Here is a 22464-nt window from a genome sequence, read left to right as displayed (position 1 = left end):
TTCTTTGCCAGGTCGATACCAAGAGTTGATACTTTCATGTGGACGCTCCTCATTTTTTAGGACGTATTGCAACGATCCAGTCTGGTACTTTGATACCGTAAAATCTGGAGCGTCCATCTCATTATCCAGGCTCAGGTGCGCCATGACCGATAACGACAGATCCAGCTGCGTCAGATGTTGATCCAGATAAGCCGCGCTCACCGACAACCGGACATCGCCGGAGAAGGCCTGCTCCAGCCCCAGCAGCGTTTTTAGCAAGGTGGTTTTACCACAGCCGTTCGGCCCCTTTAGCGCGACGCGCATGGGACCATCCATGCGCCAGTTCAGCGGCGCAGCCGGTGAATGGGCGAGCTGTAATGACTCCACCACCAGAACCTGCTTGCCGGCGGCCACTTCGCTACCCGGCAGCGTGAACATCACCGGATTGTCGTCTTCTACCCGCTCCCGTGCCTGCTGCACGGCGGCATTCAGAGTGCTGTTCTGTTCACGATGCTGACGGCGCAGCGTTCCCGGGCGCTCTTTTGCCGCGCCTTTGTACTTCACGCGTTCGAAAGAGGCGATATTCAGTGTATCAACGGTCCGCAGCGTCTGAGCCGATCGCCGCTGGGCGGCGTCATGCTCCTTTTGCATCCGTGCACGGGTCCGCCGTCGCTCGGTCGCCGCATGTTCCAGCGCCGCGCGCGCAGCCTGCTGCGCCGCCTCGCGCTGTTGCTCATATTCATCATAGTTGCCGCCGTAGATGCGCAGCGCCGTCGGTGTCAGCTCAATAATCTCAGGCATCAGGGTCAGCAACTCGCGATCGTGGCTGGCGATCAGGGCTCCGCCTTGCCAGCTTTCCAGCTGGTGATAGAGCCACTCCCGCCCCTGGCGGTCCAGATGGTTAGTGGGCTCATCCAGCAGCAGGTAATCGGCACCCGAGACAAAGGCGCCGCACAGCAGGGCCTTCATCCGCTCGCCGCCGCTGAGTGAAAAAGCGGGGCGATCGGCAGAGAACGGCGGGAGATGGGCTTCACGGAAAGCTAAACTCAGGCGATCGGATAGATCCCAGTGGCCATCCAACAGCTCGAAATCATCCGCCAGTCCGTTACCTCGCTCAAGGCGAGACAAGGCATCAAATATTGGCGCATAGCCCAGCAGCGCCGCGAGGGTCATCTCTGGCGTGACGTTCGGCTGCTGCGCCACCCAGGCAATAGAAACCGCGCGCTCGATATAGCCGTCGGCGGGGGAATCCAGACCGGCCAACAGACGTAGCAGACGCGTCTTACCAACGCCGTTACGGCCGACCAGGCCGCAAAGCGACGATTCCAGCGATAAATTCAGCGGACCAAAAAGCGTATCTCCCGTCGCAAACTGACAGGTGACCTGATGTAAAACAAAAGCGGGGATGTGGGCGCAATGAGCCATAAGCACTCCTGAATGAAATCAATACTCCCCTACCCGCAACGTCTGCGAGGTAAGGCGTGAAATTCATCAGTCGTGTTTGTTCATTTGTGGGGCGCGCTCCAGTGAGACGAGGAATTCGTCGGGGCATAGGATAGCCACACTCCGGTATGCGTTGCAAGCCTGTTTTATTCAACGATCGTGTAAAAATAAAAAGGCCTCCTGATATCAGGAGGCAAATGATTTATTTGGTGAACAATGAAAGGGTGCATTGAGAATGCCAGACACCGCAAGCATGGTGGGGATAGTTCCCCACCAGATGCTCTTACTGTTTAATATCACAGGCTAAGAATGCCACCAGCTCAATATTTCCCTGCCTGAGCTGTAATTCACATAGCGAATCACGAACCATCCAGGTCAATAATAAAATAGTGAAGCAAATCACTACTAAGCCAAACAACAGATACTTTTGCGGCATTCCTCGCCTCCAGTGTTGATTTTCAACAAGTAAGAGGCTACTCTTATGGTGTTGATGCATAGGGGAGCCTCACTTTGATTACTATCAGGTGGGGCTTTTCTCTGTCTGTCTCCCGCTGAATACCTGAGACACACAGTCTCAAGCACCCGCCGCCATTCTAGCGTAAATACCTCTCGGAATTATGTTTATATATTCCTAAAACATTTCTTCTCGATGAATGCAAATAATGAAGATATCAATGGCAGAATTATTAACGGTTCGCCTATTTATATTTCACGTATAAAAAAACCTGCCCTGAGACAGGTCTTTTATTATTTCCGATACGCTTACTGCAGCAGAGAAATATCCGCTACCTGCAGGAACAGTTCACGTAGTTTGGACAGCAGCGTCAGACGGTTGATGCGAACATCTTTGTCTTCAGCGTTAACCATCACGTTCTCGAAGAACTCATCCACCGGCTCGCGCAGCGCAGCCAGCTCGATCAGCGCATCCTGATAACGGCCTGCGGCGAAGTACGGCTGCAGCTTATCGCGCAGCACCACCAGATTGCCGGCCAGCTTGATTTCCGCGGCTTCTTTCAGCACCGAGGCATGAACGATGTCGTTCAGCGTCTCGTCGGATTTCGCCAGGATGTTGGAGACACGTTTGTTCGCCGCCGCCAGCGCGGAGGACTCTTCCAGGGTACGGAAGTGCGATACGGCTTTCATGCGCGCATCGAAATCCGCCGGGCGGGTTGGACGACGCGCCAGTACGGCCTGGATGGTGTCCACGCTATAGCCTTCATCCTGATACCAGGCGCGGAAGCGGCCCAGCATGAAGTCAATCACCTCATCAACCACGTTGGCGTTGGTCAGCTTCTCACCGTACAGACGCACCGCTTCTTCGGTCAGCGTTTGCAGATCGAGATTCAGGTTCTTCTCAACGATGATACGCAGCACGCCCAGCGCGGCACGACGCAGCGCAAACGGGTCTTTATCGCCTTTCGGATGCTGCCCGATACCAAAGATACCCGCCAGGGTGTCCATCTTATCGGCAATCGCCACCGCGCAGGCCACCGGGTTAGACGGCAGCGCGTCGCCGGCAAAGCGCGGCTGATACTGCTCGTTCAGCGCCACGGCCACATCTTCCGCTTCGCCGTCATGGCGCGCGTAGTGCATCCCCATCACGCCCTGGGTGTCGGTGAACTCGAAGACCATGTTGGTCATCAGGTCGCACTTGGACAGCAGGCCCGCGCGGGTCGCGTGGTTTACGTCAGCGCCAATCTGCTCGGCAATCCAACCCGCCAGGGCCTGGATGCGATCGGTCTTGTCGCGCAGGGTCCCAAGTTGCTGTTGGAACAGCACGGTTTCCAGACGCGGCAGGTTATCTTCCAGACGTTTTTTACGGTCGGTGTTGAAGAAGAATTCAGCATCGGCCAGACGCGGACGAACCACCTTCTCGTTACCGGAGATGATCTGCTGCGGATCTTTGGACTCGATGTTGGCTACGAAGATAAAGTTCGGCAGCAGTTTGCCGGCGTTGTCGTAGACCGGGAAGTACTTCTGGTCGCCCTTCATGGTGTAAACCAGCGCTTCGGACGGCACCGCGAGGAATTTTTCTTCGAACTTCGCCGTCAGCACCACCGGCCATTCCACCAGCGAGGTGACTTCTTCCAGCAGGCTTTCGCTCAGATCGGCTTGACCGCCAATCTTACGTGCCGCCTCTTCCGCATCGGCTTTGATTTTGGCTTTACGCTGTTCGTAATCGGCAATGACTTTACCGCGTTCCAGCAGGATCTGCGGATACTGGTCGGCATGGTCGATAGTGAACTCCGGCTCACCCATAAAGCGATGGCCGCGGATAATACGGTCAGAAGCGATACCCAAAATGGTCGCCGGAATAACCCGATCGCCCAACAGCAGGGTGACGGTGTGAACCGGACGCACGAAGTGGACGTCAGACGCGCCCCAGCGCATCAGTTTCGGGATCGGCAGCTTCGCCAGCGAGCTGGCAATCATGTTCGGCAGCAGCGCTTCAGTGCTTTCGCCCTTCACATGGGCGCGATACAGCAGCCACTCGCCTTTATCGGTGGTCAGACGTTCGGCCTGATCAACGGTGATGCCGCAGCCGCGCGCCCAGCCTTCGGCCGCTTTGCTTGGCTTGCCTTCGGCATCGAACGCCTGGGCAATAGCCGGGCCGCGTTTTTCTACTTCGCGATCGGCTTGCGCCGCCGCCAGGTTGGCTACCTTCAACGCCAGACGACGCGGGGCGGCAAACCATTCCACTTTACCGTGCGCGAGGCCGGCGTTATCCAGCTCCGCGGTCACGTTCGCAGCAAAAGATTCCGCCAGGCTGCGCAGCGCTTTTGGTGGCAGCTCTTCAGTGCCGATTTCCACCAGAAAAGTATTCTCAGACATGGCCGCCTCTTATTTATTCTTGTTGCACATCGGGAAGCCGAGCGCTTCACGGGAAGCGTAGTACGCTTCCGCCACTGCTTTAGTCAGGGTGCGAATGCGCAGAATATAGCGCTGACGCTCGGTGACGGAGATGGCTTTACGCGCATCCAGCAGGTTAAAGCTGTGAGCCGCTTTCAGAATACGTTCATAGGCCGGCAGCGGCAGCGGGGTCTCCAGCGCCAGCAGCTGCTGGGCCTCTTTCTCATACTGCTCGAAGCAGGAGAACAGGAAGTCGACGTCGGCGTATTCGAAGTTGTAGGTGGACTGCTCCACTTCATTCTGGTGGAACACGTCGCCGTAAGTGGTTTTACCCAGCGGGCCATCACTCCAGACCAGGTCATAAACGCTGTCCACGCCCTGGATATACATCGCCAGACGCTCCAGACCGTAGGTGATCTCGCCAGTCACCGGCTTACACTCAAGGCCGCCCACCTGCTGGAAGTAGGTGAACTGCGTCACTTCCATGCCGTTGAGCCACACTTCCCAGCCCAGACCCCAGGCACCCAGCGTCGGGTTTTCCCAGTTGTCTTCGACAAAACGAATATCGTGAATGGTCGGGTCCATACCCAGCTCTTTCAGCGATCCGAGGTACAGCTCCTGAATGTTATCCGGAGAGGGCTTAATCACCACCTGGAACTGATAGTAGTGCTGTAAACGGTTCGGGTTTTCGCCATAGCGGCCATCGGTTGGACGACGGGAAGGCTGCACGTAGGCGGTCGCCATTGGCTCCGGCCCTAACGCGCGCAGGCAGGTCATCGGGTGAGAGGTGCCGGCGCCGACTTCCATGTCCAGTGGTTGAACAATGGTGCAGCCCTGACGAGCCCAGTAATCCTGTAAGGTCAGGATCAGGCCCTGGAAGGTCCTGGTATCAAACTTTTGCATATGATTTCGTGCTGGATACGTGTGGATTTAAAGGAAGGAGTCAGTATACCCGCTGGCTGCGAGATATACAGTACGAAACGGCGTTGTTTCAGGAAAACGGACGAAATTTACGCCAGCCGGGGTCGATTCAGCGCATCGAAAGATGCATAAACTGGCCGTCCGGGTCAAAGGAACAGATGAAACGCTCATTCTTGCCGGTCCGGCCCGAAAGCTCGTAGCTCGCCTGGAATTGTTCAAAATGGTTCACGTCAACGAGCTGCGTTTGCGTGTTGTAGCGGATAGCGGCCTGATCCTTGCAAAGCTGCGCCATATTGAGCGTGGTTTGCGGCGTAATGCGCGCACGCTGCGCTTTTTGCGCCGGCGGAGATATGGTCTCGCTACAACCCGCGAGGAGTAGCGCCAGCATAACGGAAACAACACCTTTCACCACGTACTCCTCCACCGCCTTGTTAGCAAGTTGTTATCGTAAAGATTCAGTATTACAGGTATTTTGCGAATATCATGAAACCACGACAAGTCTGTGATCGAAAACTCAGACTAATCTATTGCGACACCGGGGCATAAGGCGGGTCAGACCTTATTTCGCCAGCAGACTTTGAGGGACTGATGCAAGAAAAGATACACTGGATCACCAACCTGCGCGGTATCGCCTGCATGATGGTGGTGATGATCCACAGTACCAGCTGGTATATCACTCATCCGCATGCAATTACCCTTATGGAATGGGACATCGCCAATCTGCTCAATTCCGCCTCCCGCGTCAGCGTGCCGCTGTTTTTTATGATCTCGGGATACCTGTTTTTCGGGGAACGTAGCGCCCAGCCGCGCCATTTCTGGCGGATTGGCCTGTGCATTGCGTTCTATAGCGCGCTGTCTCTGCTGTATATCGCGCTGTTTACCCATATCAACGTCGAGCTATCGTTAAAGAATTTGCTGCAGAAGCCCGTCTTCTACCACCTGTGGTTTTTCTTTGCTATCACCGTCATCTACCTGCTCTCGCCGCTGATTCAGGTTAAGTCCGTCAGCGGTAAAATGCTGCTGGCGCTGATGGCAATCCTCGGTATTCTGGCCAACCCCAATATGGTCAGCGTCAAAGCCGCCGGGATTGAGTGGCTGCCAGTCAATCTCTATATCAACGGCGACACCTTCTACTACGTGCTCTATGGCGTGCTGGGCAGAGCCATTGGCACCCTGGACACCGATAAAAAATGGCTGACCCCGCTCTGCGCCGCGCTGTTCATCGCCGCCGTGTGGGCCATTTCACGCGGAACGTTGCATGAGCTGCGCTGGCGTGGAGACTTCGGCGACACCTGGTATCTCTACTGCGGACCGGCGGTGTTCGTTTGCGCGGTCACCCTGCTGACGCTCGCTAAAAACTGGCTTAACGCGCGTCCCCTGCCCGGTATCGCCTGCATTGCGCGACATTCGCTGGGGATCTACGGGTTCCATGCCCTGATAGTGCATGCGCTGCGCGCCAGCCATCTGGAACTGACCCGCTGGCCGCTGCTGGACATTGTGTGGATTTTTAGCGCCGCTCTGCTTGGCAGCCTGATGCTGTCAGGCCTGGTGCAGCGGGTTGATAGCCGCCGGCTGGTCAGCTAACGGTCCGCCACCCGGAGGGGCCCGACTTACGACTCAGGCCCCTCTTCCGTCACGCTGAGAGGTTCCCGTAAGCGCGTCGGGTCCCAGGCATCACGCACGTTTTTCTGCACCGCAACAGCGCCAAACAGGCTCAAAAAGTACGCCAGCCCATAGAACCCTTTCTCGCTGAGCAGCAGAGTGGCATTCCACAGTCCGATAACCAGCAGACCTACAGCGATAACGAAGACCACCAGGCAGGTGGTGTAGTACAGCGCGGTGGTCGGAATGGCTTCATACTTATCGCGCACCGTCTTTTGATAAGATGCCGCGGCAAACAGCCCCAGAACCAGGACGGCAAAATAATAGCCTTTCTCATTCAACTGCATATCGGCATTCCACAGTCCCACCAGATAGGTGACGATGCCGCCGATCAGGGCAATCCAGGAGATCAAATGAAACGCAGGAGAATACGTCGCGTGCTTGTTTTCCATTACTTTTTACCTTTTACGCGCCTCGGGGCGGCGCTTATTCCGTTTTTTGCATCGCGCGGGCGACGCGGGTCCGTTCGGGGGTTGCCGATGCGCCATATAAGCAGACAAACCACGCCGCGATATAGACGGCTTTTTCATGCCAGTCTGCCGGTACATACCAGGCGCCGACCAGCAGCAGGCCGACCGATAGCAGCAGCACCAGCCGACATAAGGCAATAAAGCCGTCGTCCTGTTCCTGCCACTGGCTGGCGCGCTGATGGGCGAGCACGGCAAACATCCCCATCACCAGTACGCCGAGAAAATAACCTTTACCGCTAAACAACGGGCAGGTTCGCCAGATACCGAGCAGATAAACCAGCGATCCTGCGGCCATCATCACTCTGGCAATGTTGCGTTTTGTGTTCATCTCACCTCCCTGGTCGACACGGGCTGATTATGACCGAGTCACCCGACGATGCCGCAGGTTATGCACGGCAAAGCGGAGATTTCGGAATAAACAAATACGCTTTTTGGGATGGATGTAGTCGAGACATTCAGGGAGGGAATCCGTCCGGCGCTGCCGGACGGACTGAGGCTAAGACATCAGCGGTTTCAGTTGCTGATAAATCTGACGGAAGGTTTCCCGCTGTGGCGCATAGTGGGCCACACGGCGATCGTCCGGGCGATGGGCTTGTTCAAGCGGTAGCGGCTTCAGCAGCCCGGCGCGGTCGGCCTCGCCGTGCACCGCCAGCTGCGCCAGCCTGGCCGCCCCCAGCGCCGGGCCGACATCGCCCCCGGTACGGTAATCGAGCTGCAGGCCGCTAATATCCGCCAGCATTTGCCGCCAGTAAGCGCTGCGCGCCCCGCCGCCGATAAGCGTGATGCTCTGCGGCTTGATGCCGCAGGCGTGTACCACGTCCATGCCATCCGCCAGCGCATAGCCCACCCCTTCCAGCACCGCCCGCGCCAGCTCTGCCGGCCCATGCTGATGCGTCAGGCCAAAAAAGACGCCCTTGGCCTGCGGGTTGTTGTGCGGCGTGCGTTCGCCCGACAGATAGGGCAGGAACCACACCGGACCGGCGCTTTCATCCGCCGTCTGCGCCGCCGCGATCAGCGCCGGCACGCTGGCCAGGCCGGTTAATTTCGCCGCCCAGTCCAGGCAGGAGGCCGCGCTGAGCATCACCGACATCAGATGCCAGCGGCCCGGCAGCGCATGGCAGAAGCTGTGCACCGCGCTTTCGGGTTTGCTGAGGAACCCTTCGCTGACGGCGAAGTAGACGCCTGAGGTGCCCAGCGACAGCATTGCCTGCCCGGCGTCGGCCATTCCGACCCCGACCGCGCCTGCGGCGTTGTCGCCGCCGCCGCCCACCACCAGCGCCTGCGGCATATTCCACGCCTGCGCCACCTCAGGTCGCAGTTGTCCGGTGACGTCGCTGCCTTCAAACAGCGCCGGCATCGCATCCCGACTGAGATCGCAGGCGGCGAGCATCTCATCGCTCCAGTCACGCCGGGCGACGTCCAGCCACATCGTACCGGCGGCGTCAGACATGTCGCTGGCAAGCTCGCCGGTCATGCGCAGGCGCAGATAGTCCTTCGGCAGCAGCACTTTATCGACCTGGTTGAACACCGCCGCCTCGTGGCGCTGCACCCAGAGTAACTTCGGCGCCGTAAAGCCCGGCATCATCAGGTTGCCGGTGATCTGCCGGGAAGCACTGACTTTTTCCTCCAGCAGCTGGCACTCTTCGGCGCAGCGGCCGTCATTCCATAAAATGACCGGACGCAGCACCTGTAACGATTTATCCAGCAACGTGGCGCCGTGCATCTGCCCGGCGATCCCCAGCACCTTCACGTCGCGCAGGCTATGCTGCGCGCCCAGGGCTTTCATCGCCGTGTCTGTCGCCAGCCACCACTGTTCGGGATCTTGCTCCGACCACAGCGGATGCGGACGCGAGACGGTGAGTTTTTCGGTATGCGATGCCACTACCTCACCCTGCTCATTGAGCAGAATGGCTTTGACGCCCGATGTTCCCAGATCGATGCCGATATACATACTACCTCTCCTTAAACGCGCGCCACGGCTGAGCGTGGCGCGAACAGAGCATCCTGGTTGCGACGCCGGTCACGCCGGGCGCCGCCGCATGATTACTTATCAAACAGATAATGGTTGACCAGGTTTTCCAGTTGTTCCTGCTGGCCGCTGCGATGCCGCGGCGCCAGCTGATGCTGAGTGGCATACTGGGCAATGTCGCTGAGGGTCATCTGCCCGTTAAGGATCTGCTGCCCCAGCTCACCGTTCCAGCCGGCGTAGCGTCTGGCCACGCGTTTATCTAGCTCACCGTCCTCAATCATCCGCGCCGCAACTTTCAGCGACAGCGCCATGGTATCCATCGCGCCGATATGGCCATAGAACAGGTCGTATTTGTCGGTGCTCTGCCGGCGCACTTTCGCATCAAAGTTGAGGCCGCCGGTAGTGAAGCCGCCCGCTTTAAGAATTTCATACATCACCAGCGCATTCTCTTCGACGCTGTTCGGGAACTGGTCGGTATCCCAGCCCAGCTGCGGATCGCCGCGGTTGGCGTCGACGGAGCCGAACAGCCCCAGCGCAATGGCCGTCGCGATTTCATGATGGAACGAATGGCCGGCGAGCGTGGCATGGTTAGCTTCAATATTCAGTTTAATCTCTTTTTCCAGACCAAACTGTTTGAGGAAGCCGTAAACGGTAGAGGCATCATAGTCATACTGATGCTTGGTCGGTTCCTGCGGTTTGGGCTCAATCAGCAGCGTGCCTTTAAAACCAATTTTATGCTTATGCTCCACCACCAGTTGCATGAAGCGGCCAATCTGTTCACGCTCCTGACGCAGGTCGGTATTCAGCAGGGTTTCATAGCCCTCGCGACCGCCCCACAGCACATAGTTTTCGCCTCCCAGCTGATGAGTGGCATTCATGGCGGTGACCACCTGGGTGGCCGCCCAGCTAAACACTTCCGGATCCGGGTTGGTGGCCGCGCCGGCGCCGTAGCGCGGGTTGGTAAAGCAGTTTGCGGTCCCCCACAGAAGCTTCACGCCGCTCTGCTGCTGTTTCTCTGCCAGCACCTCGACCATGCGGGCGAAGTTATTGCTGTACTCCTGCAGCGAGGCGCCTTCCGGCGAGACATCGACATCGTGGAAGCAGTAGTAAGGCACATTGAGTTTGTGGAAGAATTCAAACGCCACATCGGCTTTACGTTTGGCCATCTCCAGGGCGTCGCCAGGCTGCTGCCATGGACGGTCAAAGGAGCCCACGCCAAACATATCGGCGCCATTCCAGCAGAAGGTATGCCAGTAACAGGCCGCAAAACGCAGATGATCTTCCATCCGTTTGCCCAGCACCAGTTCATCCGGGTTGTAGTGACGGAAAGCCAACGGGTTAGTGGATTTCGGGCCTTCGTAACGAACGCGATCGAGTTGATCGAAATAGGTCTGCATAGAGAACTCCATATTCAGAGATGCGGCGAATAACCAATCAGATACCCTAAATAATTCGAGTTGCAGGAAGGCGGCAAGAGCGTGAACCTCCAGGCGCTGGCACCAGCAAGAGGTCGGAGCAACGAATGTCACCAACCCACCTACAACTTGAAGTATGACGGGTTTAAGCCAATATAGAATTTCACTTTCCATCTCCTCAATTACGTTATTTCACACCGCCATTGAGAGAATCCACAAACGTGCGCCAGCTCGCAAAAAATAATATACTTCCGCCTTCTCCGCGCCTTATCGGACAAGTCCAGTGCAATAATAAGAGTGTGCATGAATAAAATACGATCGCCGTCATAATTTGCACATTAAACGAAATTTCATAACGGCAAAATAAGAACCGGTAATTGCCAGCCCTGCTTTCCGCGTTAAGAATCTGTAACGTATCCGCAACCTCATGTATCAAACATTATTTTTCCGTTCGTCTTACCTACCCTTACAAAAAAGGTATCGTTATTATGAAGATAAAGAACCTTTGCCTTACACTTTGCGCCAGCTCCCTCCTCCTCGCCAGCATGGCGGGGATGGCGAAAGAAGTGAAGATTGGCATGGCCATCGACGATCTGCGTCTGGAGCGCTGGCAGAAAGACCGTGATATTTTCGTCAATAAAGCAGAATCCTTAGGCGCCAAAGTTTTTGTCCAGTCCGCCAATGGCAATGAAGAAACGCAGATGTCGCAAATTGAAAATATGATCAACCGCGGCGTCGATGTGTTAGTCATTATTCCTTATAACGGTCAGGTGCTCAGCAACGTCATTAAAGAAGCCAAGCAGGAAGGTATTAAAGTCCTGGCCTATGACCGTATGATTAATAATGCTGACATTGATTTTTATATTTCTTTCGACAATGAAAAAGTTGGTGAAATGCAGGCGCAAAGTCTGGTCGACAAAGTGCCGCAGGGTAATTATTTCCTGATGGGCGGCTCGCCGGTGGATAATAACGCCAAACTTTTCCGCGCCGGGCAAATGAAAGTCCTCAAGCCGTATGTGGATGAAGGAAAAATTAAGATTGTCGGCGATCAGTGGGTTGACGGCTGGCTGCCGGAGAACGCGCTGAAAATAATGGAAAACGCGCTGACGGCGAATAATAACAAGATCGATGCCGTGGTCGCCTCCAATGACGCTACGGCCGGCGGCGCTATCCAGGCCTTAACCGCCCAGGGGCTGGCCGGCAAAGTGGCGATCTCCGGTCAGGATGCTGATCTGGCGGGCGTGAAGCGCATTATTTCCGGTACCCAGACAATGACCGTCTATAAACCGATTACCACCCTGGCCACCAACGCCGCCGAAATCGCCGTTGAGCTGGGCAATGATAAGCAGCCGAAGGCCGATACCACGCTGAATAACGGCTTAAAAGATGTCCCTTCGCGCCTGTTAACGCCCATTGAGGTGAATAAAGAGAATATCGACGCCACGGTTATTAAAGACGGTTTCCATAAAAAGAGTGAACTGTAATGGCTGACGCCCCGCTGCGGGGCGTCATTTTCATCCCGCCGGATATCACTTTTGCGGAGTCTTTATGGCCTGGCTACTCGAAATGAAGAACATAACCAAAACCTTCGGCGCCGTTAAAGCCGTGGATAACGTCAGCCTGCGTCTTAACGCTGGCGAAGTGGTCTCGTTATGCGGTGAAAATGGGTCGGGGAAATCGACGCTGATGAAGGTGCTGTGCGGTATCTATCCGCACGGAAGCTATGAGGGCGAGATTATTTTTGCCGGCGAAACGCTGCAGGCAAACCATATTCGCGATACCGAACGCAAAGGCATCGCCATTATTCACCAAGAGCTGGCGCTGGTGAAACATCTCACCGTGCTGGAGAATATTTTCCTCGGCGCCGAGATCTCCCGCCACGGTCTGCTGGATTATGAAACCATGACGCTGCGCTGTCAGAAGCTGTTGGCGCAGGTCAATCTGCCCATTTCGCCCGACACCCGCGTCGGCGACCTCGGCCTTGGTCAGCAGCAGCTGGTGGAGATCGCCAAGGCGCTGAACAAACAGGTTCGTCTGCTGATCCTCGACGAACCGACCGCTTCCTTAACCGAACAAGAGACCGCGACGCTGCTGACGATCATTCGCGATCTGCAAAACCACGGTATCGCCTGCATTTATATTTCTCACAAGCTCAATGAGGTCAAAGCGATCTCCGACACGATCTGCGTGATCCGCGATGGCCAGCACATCGGCACCCGCGACGCCAGCGGCATGAGCGAAGACGATATCATCACCATGATGGTCGGCCGCGAGCTTACCGCACTCTATCCCAGCGAGCCGCACGCCCACGGCGAGGAGATCCTGCGGGTCGAACATTTAACCGCCTGGCACCCGGTTAACCGTCATATTAAACGCGTCAATGACGTCTCGTTTTCCCTGCGTCGCGGGGAAATCCTCGGCATCGCCGGGCTGGTCGGCGCCGGACGTACCGAGGCGGTACAGTGCCTGTTCGGCGTCTGGCCGGGGCGCTGGCAAGGGGAGATCTTTATTGATGGCCAGCCGGTGAGCATCACTCACTGCCAGCAGGCCATTGCCCACGGCATCGCCATGGTGCCGGAAGACCGCAAAAAAGACGGCATCGTGCCGGTGATGGCGGTGGGCAAAAATATTACCCTGGCGGCGCTCAACCAGTTCACCGGCGCGATGAGCAGCCTGGACGACGCCGCCGAGCAACACTGCATTCAGCAGTCCATTCAGCGTTTGAAAATTAAAACCTCCTCGCCGGAGCTGGCGATTGGCCGCCTGAGCGGCGGCAACCAGCAAAAGGCGATTCTGGCGCGCTGTCTGCTGCTCAATCCGCGCATTCTGATCCTCGACGAACCCACCCGTGGTATCGATATCGGGGCGAAGTATGAAATTTATAAACTGATTAACCAGCTGGTGCAGCAGGGCATCGCGGTCATTGTCATTTCATCAGAACTGCCCGAGGTGCTCGGTCTCAGCGATCGGGTGCTGGTCATGCACGAAGGCAGACTAAAAGCCAATTTGGTTAATCAACATCTGACCCAGGAACAGGTGATGGAAGCCGCGCTGAGGAGCGAACGCCATGTCGAAGAACACGTCGTCTGAAATCAAACTCACCCCAACTGCCCCCGCCGCCTTGCCGGCGCTGAAGGGGCTGAATCTCCAGGTCTTTGTGATGATCGCCGCCATCGTCGTCATTATGCTGTTTTTCACCTGGGTTACCGATGGCGCCTACCTGAGCGCACGCAATATCTCCAACCTGCTGCGCCAGACGGCCATCACCGGCATCCTCGCCGTTGGCATGGTGTTTGTGATTATTTCGGCAGAAATCGACCTGTCCGTCGGCTCGATGATGGGGCTGCTGGGCGGCGCCGCGGCAATCTTTGACGTCTGGCTCGGCTGGCCGCTGCCGCTCACCATCCTGGTAACGCTGGTGATGGGCCTGCTGCTCGGTGCGTGGAACGGATGGTGGGTGGCCTATCGCAAGGTTCCCTCGTTTATCGTCACCCTCGCCGGGATGCTGGCGTTTCGCGGCATTCTGATCGGCATCACCAACGGAACCACCGTCTCGCCCACCAGCCCGGCGATGGCGCAGATCGGCCAAAGCTATCTGCCAGACGGTATTGGATTTGGCATCGGCGTGGTCGGCATGGCGGCGTTTATCGTCTGGCAGTGGCGCGGGCGGATGCGCCGTCAGGCGTTAGGTCTGGCGACCTCGTCCTCCACCGCCGCTGTTGGCCGTCAGGCCATTACCGCGGTGATTGTGCTGGGCGCAATCTGGCTGCTCAATGACTATCGTGGCGTGCCGACCCCGGTGCTGATCCTCGCAGCCCTGCTGCTGGCAGGCCTGTTTATGGCCACCCGCACCGCCTTTGGTCGTCGCATCTATGCCATCGGCGGCAACCTGGAGGCGGCCCGCCTCTCAGGGATCAACGTCGAGCGTACCAAGCTGGCGGTGTTTGCCATTAACGGCCTGATGGTCGCCATTGCCGGGCTGATCCTCAGCTCGCGCCTCGGCGCCGGGTCGCCCTCGGCGGGTAACATCGCCGAACTGGACGCCATCGCCGCCTGCGTCATCGGCGGCACCAGCCTGGCGGGCGGCATCGGCAGCGTCGCCGGAGCGGTAATGGGGGCGTTTATTATGTCAGCCCTGGATAACGGCATGAGCATGATGGACGTCGCCACTTTCTGGCAATATATCGTCAAAGGCGCCATTTTACTGCTGGCGGTGTGGATGGATTCCGCCACCAAGCGGCGCGCGTAAGGAGAGACTCTTTTAAGAATGTCTGAATTCTTTGCGCTACCGCCAAACTTCGCCACAAGGCGCTTGAAATATCTCGGGCATTAGCCGGTAGTGTATACCCAACATCATTCTGGTTGCAGACGGCGCATCCGGGCCGCGTACCGGCGTACGTGGCCGGGGTGAGTGCGCAGCAACATCAAGAATGAAGGGGTATGACCGGGGTTAGAGCAGGAACATTATCTATGTTTGAAAAGCGTCACCGTATTACGCTGTTATTCAATGCCAACAAAGCTTATGACCGCCAGGTGGTTGAGGGCGTCGGCGAGTATCTGCAGGCCTCCCAGCTGGAGTGGGATATCTTTATTGAAGAGGATTTTCGGGCACGAATCGAAAACATCAAAGAGTGGTTGGGCGATGGCGTTATCGCCGACTATGACGATCCCGAAATTGAAAAGCTGCTGGCCGATGTCCACGTGCCCATCGTCGGCGTCGGCGGCTCTTATCATCAGCCAGAGCAGTACCCGCCGGTCCACTATATTGCCACGGACAACGCTGCGCTGGTGGAAAGCGCCTTTCTCCATTTGAAGGAAAAAGGGGTGCACCGCTTCGCGTTTTACGGACTCCCCACCTCCAGCGGTAAACGCTGGGCGGTAGAGCGCGAGTATGCCTTCTGCCAGCTGGTCGCGAAGGAGAAGTATCGCGGCGTGGTCTACCAGGGGCTGGAGACGGCGCCGGAAAACTGGCAGCACGCGCAAAACCGGCTCGCCGACTGGCTGCAAACCCTGCCGCCGCAAACCGGCATTATCGCCGTCACCGACGCCCGCGCCCGCCACGTCCTGCAGGCCTGCGAGCTGCTGCATATCCCGGTGCCAGAAAAACTGTGCGTTATTGGCATCGATAACGAGGAGCTGACCCGCTACCTCTCTCGCGTCGCCCTCTCCTCCGTCGCCCAGGGCACCCGCCAGATGGGTTATCAGGCGGCAAAATTACTCCACCGGCTGCTGAATAACGAGGCGCTCCCGCTGCAGCGCCAGCTGATCCCGCCGATGCGCGTCGTTGAGCGACGCTCTACCGACTACCGGTCCTTAAACGATCCTTCCGTGATTCAGGCGATGCATTACATTCGCAACAACGCCTGCAAAGGCATTAAAGTGGAACAGGTGCTCGACGCCGTGGGCATCTCTCGCTCCAATCTGGAGAAACGCTTCAAAGATGAGGTCGGAGAGACCATCCACACGGTGATCCACAGCGAGAAACTGGAAAAGGCGCGCAGCCTGCTGGTGTCCACCAGCCTGTCGATCAATGAGATTTCACAAATGTGCGGCTACCCATCGCTGCAATATTTTTATTCGGTGTTTAAGAAGGAGTACGACGTGACGCCGAAGGAGTACCGTGACCGGCACAGCGAGGTCATGCTGTAGGGCAAAAAAATGCCCGGCGACAAGGCCGGGCATCCGGATTACAGATGGGCGGCGATGAGCCGCTGATTGTCCTGATACATCGCGAAGAGATAGTTGTTGTAGCTCGACCCTTTGGTCGAATAACCCTTCAGCTTATGAATCATGGTGCTGGCCGTCACTTCCTGATCCGCCTTGCGCAGCTGCAGGCGCGATTTGCGGAATGAAGAATAGGCCGGGTGGGTGTTCAGGTTTGTGACGTAAGCCTGCACCGACTGCTCCACCGATTCGAACTGCGAGTAGCCTTTCATCGCTCCGCGGCAGCGACCGGCGCCGCATTTCATGCCAAACAGGTTGTTGTTCTCACGCGCCAGCTTGGAGGTACCCCAGCCACTTTCCGCCGCCGCCATGGTTGCCACCATGCTGTTCGGAATAATGTCGACACGCTCAAGCAGCGCGTTCCAGGGCACATGACGCGTATTGCCTGACCACTTCACCTTATAACGGGCAGCGATATCTTTCAGGCGCGCCTTTTCAGTCGGCGACCAGCGAGCATCGTACTGCTTGGAAACAAGCCAGTTACGATCCGCAGTAATCGCCTGATTCTGCTTGGTAATATAAGGCATGACCGTCCGGAGAAACGCTTTTTTCCTTGGTGTTCCGGAAGGGTATTTTCGCAAGTCAGGAAGTGAACTGCTCTTTACACTATTGCGAGAATACTCTTGTTTACTGCTTACCTTAGTACTACTGATCTTCTTAACCGTTGGGGCTTTATGACTCTTTGTTGCTGTGTGCGTTGTTGCCAACACACTACCTGAAAATACACAGGTTAGTAACATAAGTATGGCGGCCCCATATCGTCGTATGGGATTCGATATCATCAGGTCTCCTGGTCGGATATATGCATTCCAACACCTTGTTTTTCACAAAAAAACGATAGCTGAATCGCTAATAGTATCAAAAATACGCAATGAGAGCATCAACAGAAATAGTCCAATTCCGAATTGGTGTCATCTGAAATCGGTTTCTGCGCCGCATCGCCAGTGCGAAAATGCTAGCTTCGTCTCATTTTTAGCCTATTTTTTGAGCGGTGTCACTCACCCCTTTTCATCCTCCTGGTAAAACGCCCGCCAGGAGGAGTTCACCCGTGCGGCAACAAGGCACACTAGATAAAAACCGCTCACAGGATCCCGCAATGAAACTCGCTGCGCTTGCCACGTTATTCGTGCCTGGGATGGCCTTTGCCGCCTGGACTACCACCGACTTCCCTGCCTTTACCGAAGAAGGGACGGGCCGATTCATCAGCCAGAAAGTGGTTGAGAAGGGTACACGTCCTCTGCAGCTAAATTTTGACCAGCAGTGCTGGCAGCCTTCCGGCGGCATTAAGCTCAACCAGATGCTGTCCATGGAGCCCTGCCGTGGCACCCCGCCGCAATGGCGCATCTTCCGCCAGGGGTTGTATACCCTGGAGGTGGATACCCGCTCCGGCACACCGACAATGATGATTTCGCTGGAGGAAAAAGAGGCCAGCGCCGCGGCGCCGCAGATCCGTCAGTGTCCGAAGTGGGATGGAAAACCGCTGTCCATCGACGTCAGCAAAACCTTCGCCGAGGGCAGCAAGGTCCGCGATTTCTACAGCGGCAATGTCGCGACCGTCAGCGGCGGCAAAATCACCCTGCAGCCCGCCTTCGGCAGCAATGGCCTGCTGCTGCTCGAGCGTGCCGAGACCGCCGCCCCGGCGCCGTTTGACTGGCACAACGCCACTGTCTACTTCGTCCTGACCGATCGCTTTGTAAACGGTAACCCGGCCAACGACAACAGCTATGGCCGTCATAAAGATGGCATGCAGGAGATCGGCACCTTCCACGGCGGCGACCTGCAGGGATTAACCAGCAAGCTGGATTATCTGCAGCAGATGGGGGTTAACGCCCTGTGGATCAGCTCCCCGCTTGAGCAAATCCACGGCTGGGTCGGCGGCGGCACGAAGGGCGATTTCCCTCACTACGCCTACCACGGCTATTACACCCAGGACTGGTCGAAACTGGACGCCAACATGGGGACCGAAGCGGATCTCCGCCGGCTGGTGGATGAAGCGCATAAGCGCGGCATTCGCATCCTGTTTGACGTGGTGATGAACCATACCGGTTACGCCACCCTGGCCGACATGCAGGAGTTCCAGTTCGGCGCCCTGTATCTGCAAGGCGATGAGCTGAAAAAAACCCTCGGCGAGCGCTGGACGGACTGGAAACCGGGCGCGGGCCAGACCTGGCACAGCTTTAACGACTACATCAACTTCAGCGACAAAGCCGGCTGGGAGAAATGGTGGGGCAAGAAGTGGATCCGCACCGATATCGGCGATTATGACAACCCAGGCTATGACGATCTCACCATGTCGCTGGCCTTCCTGCCGGACCTGAAAACCGAATCGAAGGAAGCCTCAGGTCTGCCGAACTTCTATAGCCATAAACCAGACACCGCAGCGAAAGCGATCCCGGGCTATACGCCGCGCGACTACCTGACGCACTGGCTGAGCCAGTGGGTACGCGACTACGGCATCGATGGCTTCCGCGTCGATACCGCCAAACATGTGGAGATGGACGCCTGGCAGCAGTTAAAAACCCAGGCCACCGCCGCGCTGGCGGAGTGGAAGAAAGCCAATCCGGATAAAGCTCTGGATGCTTCGCCGTTCTGGATGACCGGCGAAGCCTGGGGACATGGAGTGATGCAGAGCGATTATTATCGCCACGGTTTTGATGCGATGATCAATTTCGACTACCAGGACCAGGCGGCGAAAGCGGCTACCTGTATGGCCAATATTGACCTCACCTGGCAGCAAATGGCCGACAAACTGCAGAGCTTTAACGTCCTGAGTTACCTCTCCTCGCACGATACGCGCCTGTTCCGCGAAGGCGGCACCACTGCGGCGGAGCTGTTGCTACTGGCCCCTGGCGCCGTGCAGATTTTCTATGGTGACGAATCATCACGTCCGTTCGGCCCCACCGGCTCGGACCCGCTGCAGGGCACCCGTTCGGAGATGAACTGGCAGGATGTTAATGGCAAGGCGGCCCGCAGCGTCACTCACTGGCAGAAGATCGGTCAGTTCCGCGCTCGCCATCCGGCAATCGGCATGGGCAAACAGACAACGCTGTCGATGCCACGTGGTTACGGGTTCGTGCGTGAGAGCGGTGAAGACAAAGTGATGGTCATCTGGGCCGGACAGCAGCAGTAATCCACAGGTGGCTCTCCGCCCTGGCGGGGAGCCACTCAGAACAAAACGCTAACAAAATAGCAATTCACAGGATAAAGATAAAAAGCCGCCTCCTCCCGCCGATTTGCACCACGCTAGCGCTGGCGTTATGGTTAGCCACTTTCCAGAACCACCGATAGACTATTCGCGATGACATTTTCCCTTTTCGGCGACAAATTCACCCGTCATTCAGGCATCACCCGCTTGATGGAAGACCTTAATGACGGTCTGCGCACGCCGGGCGCTATTATGCTGGGCGGCGGCAACCCCGCTCAGATACCGGAAATGAATGACTACTTCCAGCAGCTGCTGTCCGACATGCTGGATAATGGCAAAGCCCTTGATGCGCTTTGTAATTATGATGGGCCGCAGGGCAAAAGCGAGCTGCTGAGCCTGCTGGCGAACATGCTGCGCGACGAGCTGGGCTGGGAGATCGAACCACAGAATATTGCGCTAACAAACGGCAGCCAGAGCGCATTTTTCTACTTATTTAATCTGTTTGCAGGCCGTCGGGCAGATGGCACCACGCGTAAGGTACTGTTCCCACTGACGCCGGAATATATCGGTTACGCCGATGCCGGTCTGGAAGAGGATCTGTTCGTTGCCACCCGGCCGAACATCGAACTGCTGCCGGAAGGCCAGTTTAAGTACCATGTTGATTTTGAACATCTGCAGGTGACGGAAGAGACCGGGATGATTTGCGTCTCGCGCCCCACCAACCCGACTGGCAACGTCATCACTGATGAAGAGCTGATCAAACTGGATGCGCTGGCGAATCAGCACGGGGTCCCGCTGGTGATTGATAACGCCTACGGCGTGCCGTTCCCGGGCATTATCTTTAGCGACGCCCGACCGCTGTGGAATCCAAACATCGTGCTGTGTATGAGCCTGTCCAAACTGGGCCTGCCGGGCAGCCGCTGCGGGATTATCATCGCCAACGAGAAAATCATCACCGCCATCAGCAACATGAACGGCATTATCAGCCTCGCCCCTGGCGGCATCGGGCCGGCAATGATGTGCGAAATGATTAAACGACAGGATCTGCTGCGCCTGTCAGAGACGGTGATCAAGCCGTTCTATTACCAGCGGGTGCAGGAAACCATCGCCATTATTCGCCGATATCTGCCGGAGGAGCGCTGCCTGATCCACAAACCGGAGGGGGCCATTTTCCTCTGGCTGTGGTTTAAGGACCTGCCGGTCTCCACCGAGCTGCTGTATCAGCGGCTGAAAAAGCGCGGCGTGCTGATGGTTCCAGGGGATTACTTCTTCCCGGGTCTGGATAAGCCGTGGCCGCACACCCACCAGTGCATGCGCATGAACTATGTGCCAGACCCGCAAAAAATTGAGGCCGGGGTGAAAATTCTCGCCGAAGAGATTGAATTCGCCTGGCGCGAACAGGAAGCATAGCCTCTGACGCCGCGGGCGGGTAACGCCCGTCAGCGCCCCCACTCACGCCAGCGCCAGCCGCTGGCGTTTTTGCGCGCATAGCGCTTCCAGCTCCGCGGGAGCCATCACCCGCAGCGCCTGCGTCGGGCAGGCGGCCACGCAGGCCGGTCCTTCGGCGCGATGATGGCATAAATCGCATTTCAGCGCCTGCGCTTGCTGATTTACAACCGTAACGGTCATCGCGCCGTACGGGCAGGCCACCATGCAACTTTTGCAGCCGATGCAGCGCCGCTGGTCGACCCACCAGACGTCATTGTCGCGCTGAATCGCCCCTTGCGGGCAAACGCTGGCGCAGGGCGCATCCTCGCATTGCCGGCAGGCCGTCGCCGTCGATATGTCACCGCTTTTCACCACCTGGATACGCGGCGCGAAATGGTTCGTCGACAGGGCGGCGACATCCTGCGCCTGCTGGTGCGTCACCGCACAAGCCACTTCACAGGTACGACAGCCAATACACCGCTGGGCATTGGCAATAAGAAACTGGTTCATCCTCTGCTCCCTGGGGATAAAACCGCAGGGTGCCAGAATAGTCCCTGCCCGCGCTTTGATCCTGAATGGAATCAGCGCTGTTTTTAGTCACTAGCACAACTGATTTTTCATTACGCTGAATTAATGTGCTCCTTACAGTAGCGGCGCTTCCAGGCTGCAGGCGTAAGGCTGGTGTGCTTACGAAATATCTTGCGAAAATAACCGACGTCATTAAAGCCGCACTGGCTCGCGACTTCGGTCAACGACAGTGAATCACTGATCAATAGCTTTTCCGCCGCTCTGACCCGCTGACGATGCAGCGCTTCGGTCAACGTCACGCGAAAAACGTGACGATACACACGTCCTAAATAGTCCGCATTACAGTGCAGCTCTTTCGCCAGCGTCGATGCTGAAACAGGCAAGTGGTAACGGGTATGGATGATCTGCTGCGCTTTCCAGGCCAGCGCAGCGCCGGGACTGTCGTCCGATTTTTCGCTAGCCGCCGCGGCAATCTGCTGCAGTATCAGCAATAACAGGAGCTCCAGCGCCAGGCTGCGGTGAATATTCTCCTGTTCACGAAGAAACTGGCGAAACAGCGAAATAATGTATTGTGGATCGCTGACGCGGGTATGTTGCGGAACGTTAAGCAGCGCTGGCGGCAGAGACCGGACTCTGTCCGTCAGTACTTCAAAATGCAGCCAATAAAATTTCAGGTCGGCGGGAAATTCCCCCACCCCAACATGAGAACGTTCTGGCCACAGCAGTAAACTATCCCCTGCATTAACGTTAAATATTTTACCCTCCTCGCAAATCGTTAACGTCCCCTTTTCGACAAAAATAATTTCCCAGGATTGCAGTTTACGAGCCGGATGGCTGCCGACGCCACGGGAAATAAATAAGCCGCCATTTTGTACGCAAATCGGAAGAGACATGGATAATTCAAGCATATATATTTAATTTTCCGCTAAC

The 22464-nt window shown here is 56.8% G+C and carries 19 protein-coding genes; 7 read left to right on the top strand and 12 right to left on the bottom strand.

Features of this window, described 5'->3' with window-relative positions:
• From CWM57_RS24040 to CWM57_RS24015, 5 genes are all read right to left on the bottom strand, one after another.
• Positions 1-1404, bottom strand: a 1404-nt coding sequence (locus tag CWM57_RS24040; protein ID WP_227520645.1) for an ATP-binding cassette domain-containing protein, incomplete at its 3' end; no start/stop codon positions are given.
• 301 nt (positions 1405-1705) lie between these two features.
• Entirely contained in the window at positions 1706-1858 is a 153-nt protein-coding gene (gene hokA / locus CWM57_RS24035) for a type I toxin-antitoxin system toxin HokA (RefSeq protein ID WP_012967075.1), read from the bottom strand.
• 326 nt (positions 1859-2184) lie between these two features.
• Positions 2185-4254: a glycine--tRNA ligase subunit beta gene (gene glyS, locus CWM57_RS24030; protein WP_074386978.1), complete on the bottom strand. Its 2070-nt coding sequence runs from the start codon at positions 4252-4254 to the stop codon at positions 2185-2187.
• A 9-nt stretch (positions 4255-4263) separates the two neighbouring features.
• Positions 4264-5175 (bottom strand): glycine--tRNA ligase subunit alpha, encoded by a 912-nt coding sequence (glyQ, locus tag CWM57_RS24025; RefSeq protein WP_004205014.1) that lies wholly within the window; start codon positions 5173-5175, stop codon positions 4264-4266.
• 127 nt (positions 5176-5302) lie between these two features.
• Positions 5303-5602, bottom strand: a complete 300-nt coding sequence (locus CWM57_RS24015; RefSeq protein ID WP_165784251.1) for a YsaB family lipoprotein — start codon at positions 5600-5602, stop codon at positions 5303-5305.
• A gap of 179 nt (positions 5603-5781) precedes the next feature.
• Between CWM57_RS24015 and CWM57_RS24010 the strand changes: the two genes are divergently transcribed.
• The gene (locus tag CWM57_RS24010) at positions 5782-6777 is read left to right on the top strand and encodes an acyltransferase (protein ID WP_100630987.1); all 996 of its coding nucleotides are present in this window, start codon (positions 5782-5784) and stop codon (positions 6775-6777) included.
• Between the two features lie 26 nt (positions 6778-6803).
• On the opposite strand, the gene yiaA is transcribed toward CWM57_RS24010, so the two are convergent.
• From yiaA to xylA, 4 genes are all read right to left on the bottom strand, one after another.
• Positions 6804-7247 carry an inner membrane protein YiaA gene (gene yiaA / locus CWM57_RS24005; RefSeq protein ID WP_012540331.1) on the bottom strand — a complete coding sequence of 148 codons (444 nt, stop codon included), beginning with the start codon at positions 7245-7247 and terminating at the stop codon, positions 6804-6806.
• Positions 7248-7281: 34 nt separating this feature from the next.
• Entirely contained in the window at positions 7282-7653 is a 372-nt protein-coding gene (yiaB, locus tag CWM57_RS24000; protein WP_008806878.1) for an inner membrane protein YiaB, read from the bottom strand.
• A gap of 168 nt (positions 7654-7821) precedes the next feature.
• Positions 7822-9276, bottom strand: a complete 1455-nt coding sequence (xylB, locus tag CWM57_RS23995) for a xylulokinase (protein ID WP_100676493.1) — start codon at positions 9274-9276, stop codon at positions 7822-7824.
• Positions 9277-9368: 92 nt separating this feature from the next.
• Entirely contained in the window at positions 9369-10691 is a 1323-nt protein-coding gene (xylA, locus tag CWM57_RS23990; RefSeq protein WP_100676492.1) for a xylose isomerase, read from the bottom strand.
• A 506-nt stretch (positions 10692-11197) separates the two neighbouring features.
• Between xylA and xylF the strand changes: the two genes are divergently transcribed.
• From xylF to xylR, 4 genes are all read left to right on the top strand, one after another.
• Positions 11198-12193 carry a D-xylose ABC transporter substrate-binding protein gene (gene xylF, locus CWM57_RS23980; protein WP_004210164.1) on the top strand — a complete coding sequence of 332 codons (996 nt, stop codon included), beginning with the start codon at positions 11198-11200 and terminating at the stop codon, positions 12191-12193.
• Positions 12194-12257: 64 nt separating this feature from the next.
• A complete protein-coding gene (locus CWM57_RS23975) occupies positions 12258-13799 on the top strand; it encodes a xylose ABC transporter ATP-binding protein (protein ID WP_100676491.1) in 1542 nt (513 codons plus the stop codon).
• A complete protein-coding gene (gene xylH / locus CWM57_RS23970) occupies positions 13777-14958 on the top strand; it encodes a xylose ABC transporter permease XylH (protein WP_008806873.1) in 1182 nt (393 codons plus the stop codon). The genes CWM57_RS23975 and xylH overlap by 23 nt, the downstream gene beginning before the upstream one ends.
• Before the next feature lie 221 nt (positions 14959-15179).
• A complete protein-coding gene (gene xylR / locus CWM57_RS23965) occupies positions 15180-16358 on the top strand; it encodes a D-xylose utilization transcriptional activator XylR (protein ID WP_100630986.1) in 1179 nt (392 codons plus the stop codon).
• A gap of 38 nt (positions 16359-16396) precedes the next feature.
• On the opposite strand, the gene CWM57_RS23960 is transcribed toward xylR, so the two are convergent.
• Complete coding sequence (locus CWM57_RS23960; RefSeq protein WP_008806871.1) at positions 16397-17215, bottom strand: protein bax; 819 nt, start codon at positions 17213-17215, stop codon at positions 16397-16399.
• Between the two features lie 314 nt (positions 17216-17529).
• Here CWM57_RS23960 and CWM57_RS23950 point away from each other — a divergent pair, with 314 nt between their 5' ends.
• Positions 17530-19563 carry an alpha-amylase gene (locus CWM57_RS23950; protein ID WP_100676490.1) on the top strand — a complete coding sequence of 678 codons (2034 nt, stop codon included), beginning with the start codon at positions 17530-17532 and terminating at the stop codon, positions 19561-19563.
• Positions 19564-19731: 168 nt separating this feature from the next.
• Positions 19732-20988, top strand: a complete 1257-nt coding sequence (gene avtA, locus CWM57_RS23945; RefSeq protein WP_008806869.1) for a valine--pyruvate transaminase — start codon at positions 19732-19734, stop codon at positions 20986-20988.
• Between the two features lie 42 nt (positions 20989-21030).
• Here avtA and CWM57_RS23940 read toward each other — a convergent pair whose 3' ends face one another.
• A complete protein-coding gene (locus CWM57_RS23940) occupies positions 21031-21516 on the bottom strand; it encodes a 4Fe-4S dicluster domain-containing protein (protein WP_100676489.1) in 486 nt (161 codons plus the stop codon).
• A gap of 110 nt (positions 21517-21626) precedes the next feature.
• Positions 21627-22442 carry a helix-turn-helix domain-containing protein gene (locus tag CWM57_RS23935; protein ID WP_100676488.1) on the bottom strand — a complete coding sequence of 272 codons (816 nt, stop codon included), beginning with the start codon at positions 22440-22442 and terminating at the stop codon, positions 21627-21629.
• Positions 22443-22464: the final 22 nt, after the last annotated feature.

Source organism: Klebsiella sp. G-Nf4, assembly GCF_002810615.1.
In the GTDB taxonomy this organism is placed as follows: domain Bacteria; phylum Pseudomonadota; class Gammaproteobacteria; order Enterobacterales; family Enterobacteriaceae; genus Klebsiella; species Klebsiella variicola.
Note: the sequence above shows the minus strand (reverse complement) of the source record. Positions and strands in the feature narration are given on the sequence as shown.

What these genes read in the sequence shown, in the direction of transcription:
- CWM57_RS23950 (WP_100676490.1), top strand. Translation starts at nt 17,530, where the DNA reads ATGAAACTCGCTGCGCTTGCCACGTTATTCGTGCCTGGGATGGCCTTT.
- xylF (WP_004210164.1), top strand. Translation starts at nt 11,198, where the DNA reads ATGAAGATAAAGAACCTTTGCCTTACACTTTGCGCCAGCTCCCTCCTC.
- CWM57_RS23975 (WP_100676491.1), top strand. Translation starts at nt 12,258, where the DNA reads ATGGCCTGGCTACTCGAAATGAAGAACATAACCAAAACCTTCGGCGCC.
- CWM57_RS23940 (WP_100676489.1), bottom strand. Translation starts at nt 21,516, where the DNA reads ATGAACCAGTTTCTTATTGCCAATGCCCAGCGGTGTATTGGCTGTCGT.
- glyS (WP_074386978.1), bottom strand. Translation starts at nt 4,254, where the DNA reads ATGTCTGAGAATACTTTTCTGGTGGAAATCGGCACTGAAGAGCTGCCA.
- glyQ (WP_004205014.1), bottom strand. Translation starts at nt 5,175, where the DNA reads ATGCAAAAGTTTGATACCAGGACCTTCCAGGGCCTGATCCTGACCTTA.
- xylB (WP_100676493.1), bottom strand. Translation starts at nt 9,276, where the DNA reads ATGTATATCGGCATCGATCTGGGAACATCGGGCGTCAAAGCCATTCTG.
- avtA (WP_008806869.1), top strand. Translation starts at nt 19,732, where the DNA reads ATGACATTTTCCCTTTTCGGCGACAAATTCACCCGTCATTCAGGCATC.
- xylH (WP_008806873.1), top strand. Translation starts at nt 13,777, where the DNA reads ATGTCGAAGAACACGTCGTCTGAAATCAAACTCACCCCAACTGCCCCC.
- xylR (WP_100630986.1), top strand. Translation starts at nt 15,180, where the DNA reads ATGTTTGAAAAGCGTCACCGTATTACGCTGTTATTCAATGCCAACAAA.
- CWM57_RS24010 (WP_100630987.1), top strand. Translation starts at nt 5,782, where the DNA reads ATGCAAGAAAAGATACACTGGATCACCAACCTGCGCGGTATCGCCTGC.
- CWM57_RS23960 (WP_008806871.1), bottom strand. Translation starts at nt 17,215, where the DNA reads ATGATATCGAATCCCATACGACGATATGGGGCCGCCATACTTATGTTA.
- yiaA (WP_012540331.1), bottom strand. Translation starts at nt 7,247, where the DNA reads ATGGAAAACAAGCACGCGACGTATTCTCCTGCGTTTCATTTGATCTCC.
- yiaB (WP_008806878.1), bottom strand. Translation starts at nt 7,653, where the DNA reads ATGAACACAAAACGCAACATTGCCAGAGTGATGATGGCCGCAGGATCG.
- xylA (WP_100676492.1), bottom strand. Translation starts at nt 10,691, where the DNA reads ATGCAGACCTATTTCGATCAACTCGATCGCGTTCGTTACGAAGGCCCG.
- CWM57_RS23935 (WP_100676488.1), bottom strand. Translation starts at nt 22,442, where the DNA reads ATGCTTGAATTATCCATGTCTCTTCCGATTTGCGTACAAAATGGCGGC.
- hokA (WP_012967075.1), bottom strand. Translation starts at nt 1,858, where the DNA reads ATGCCGCAAAAGTATCTGTTGTTTGGCTTAGTAGTGATTTGCTTCACT.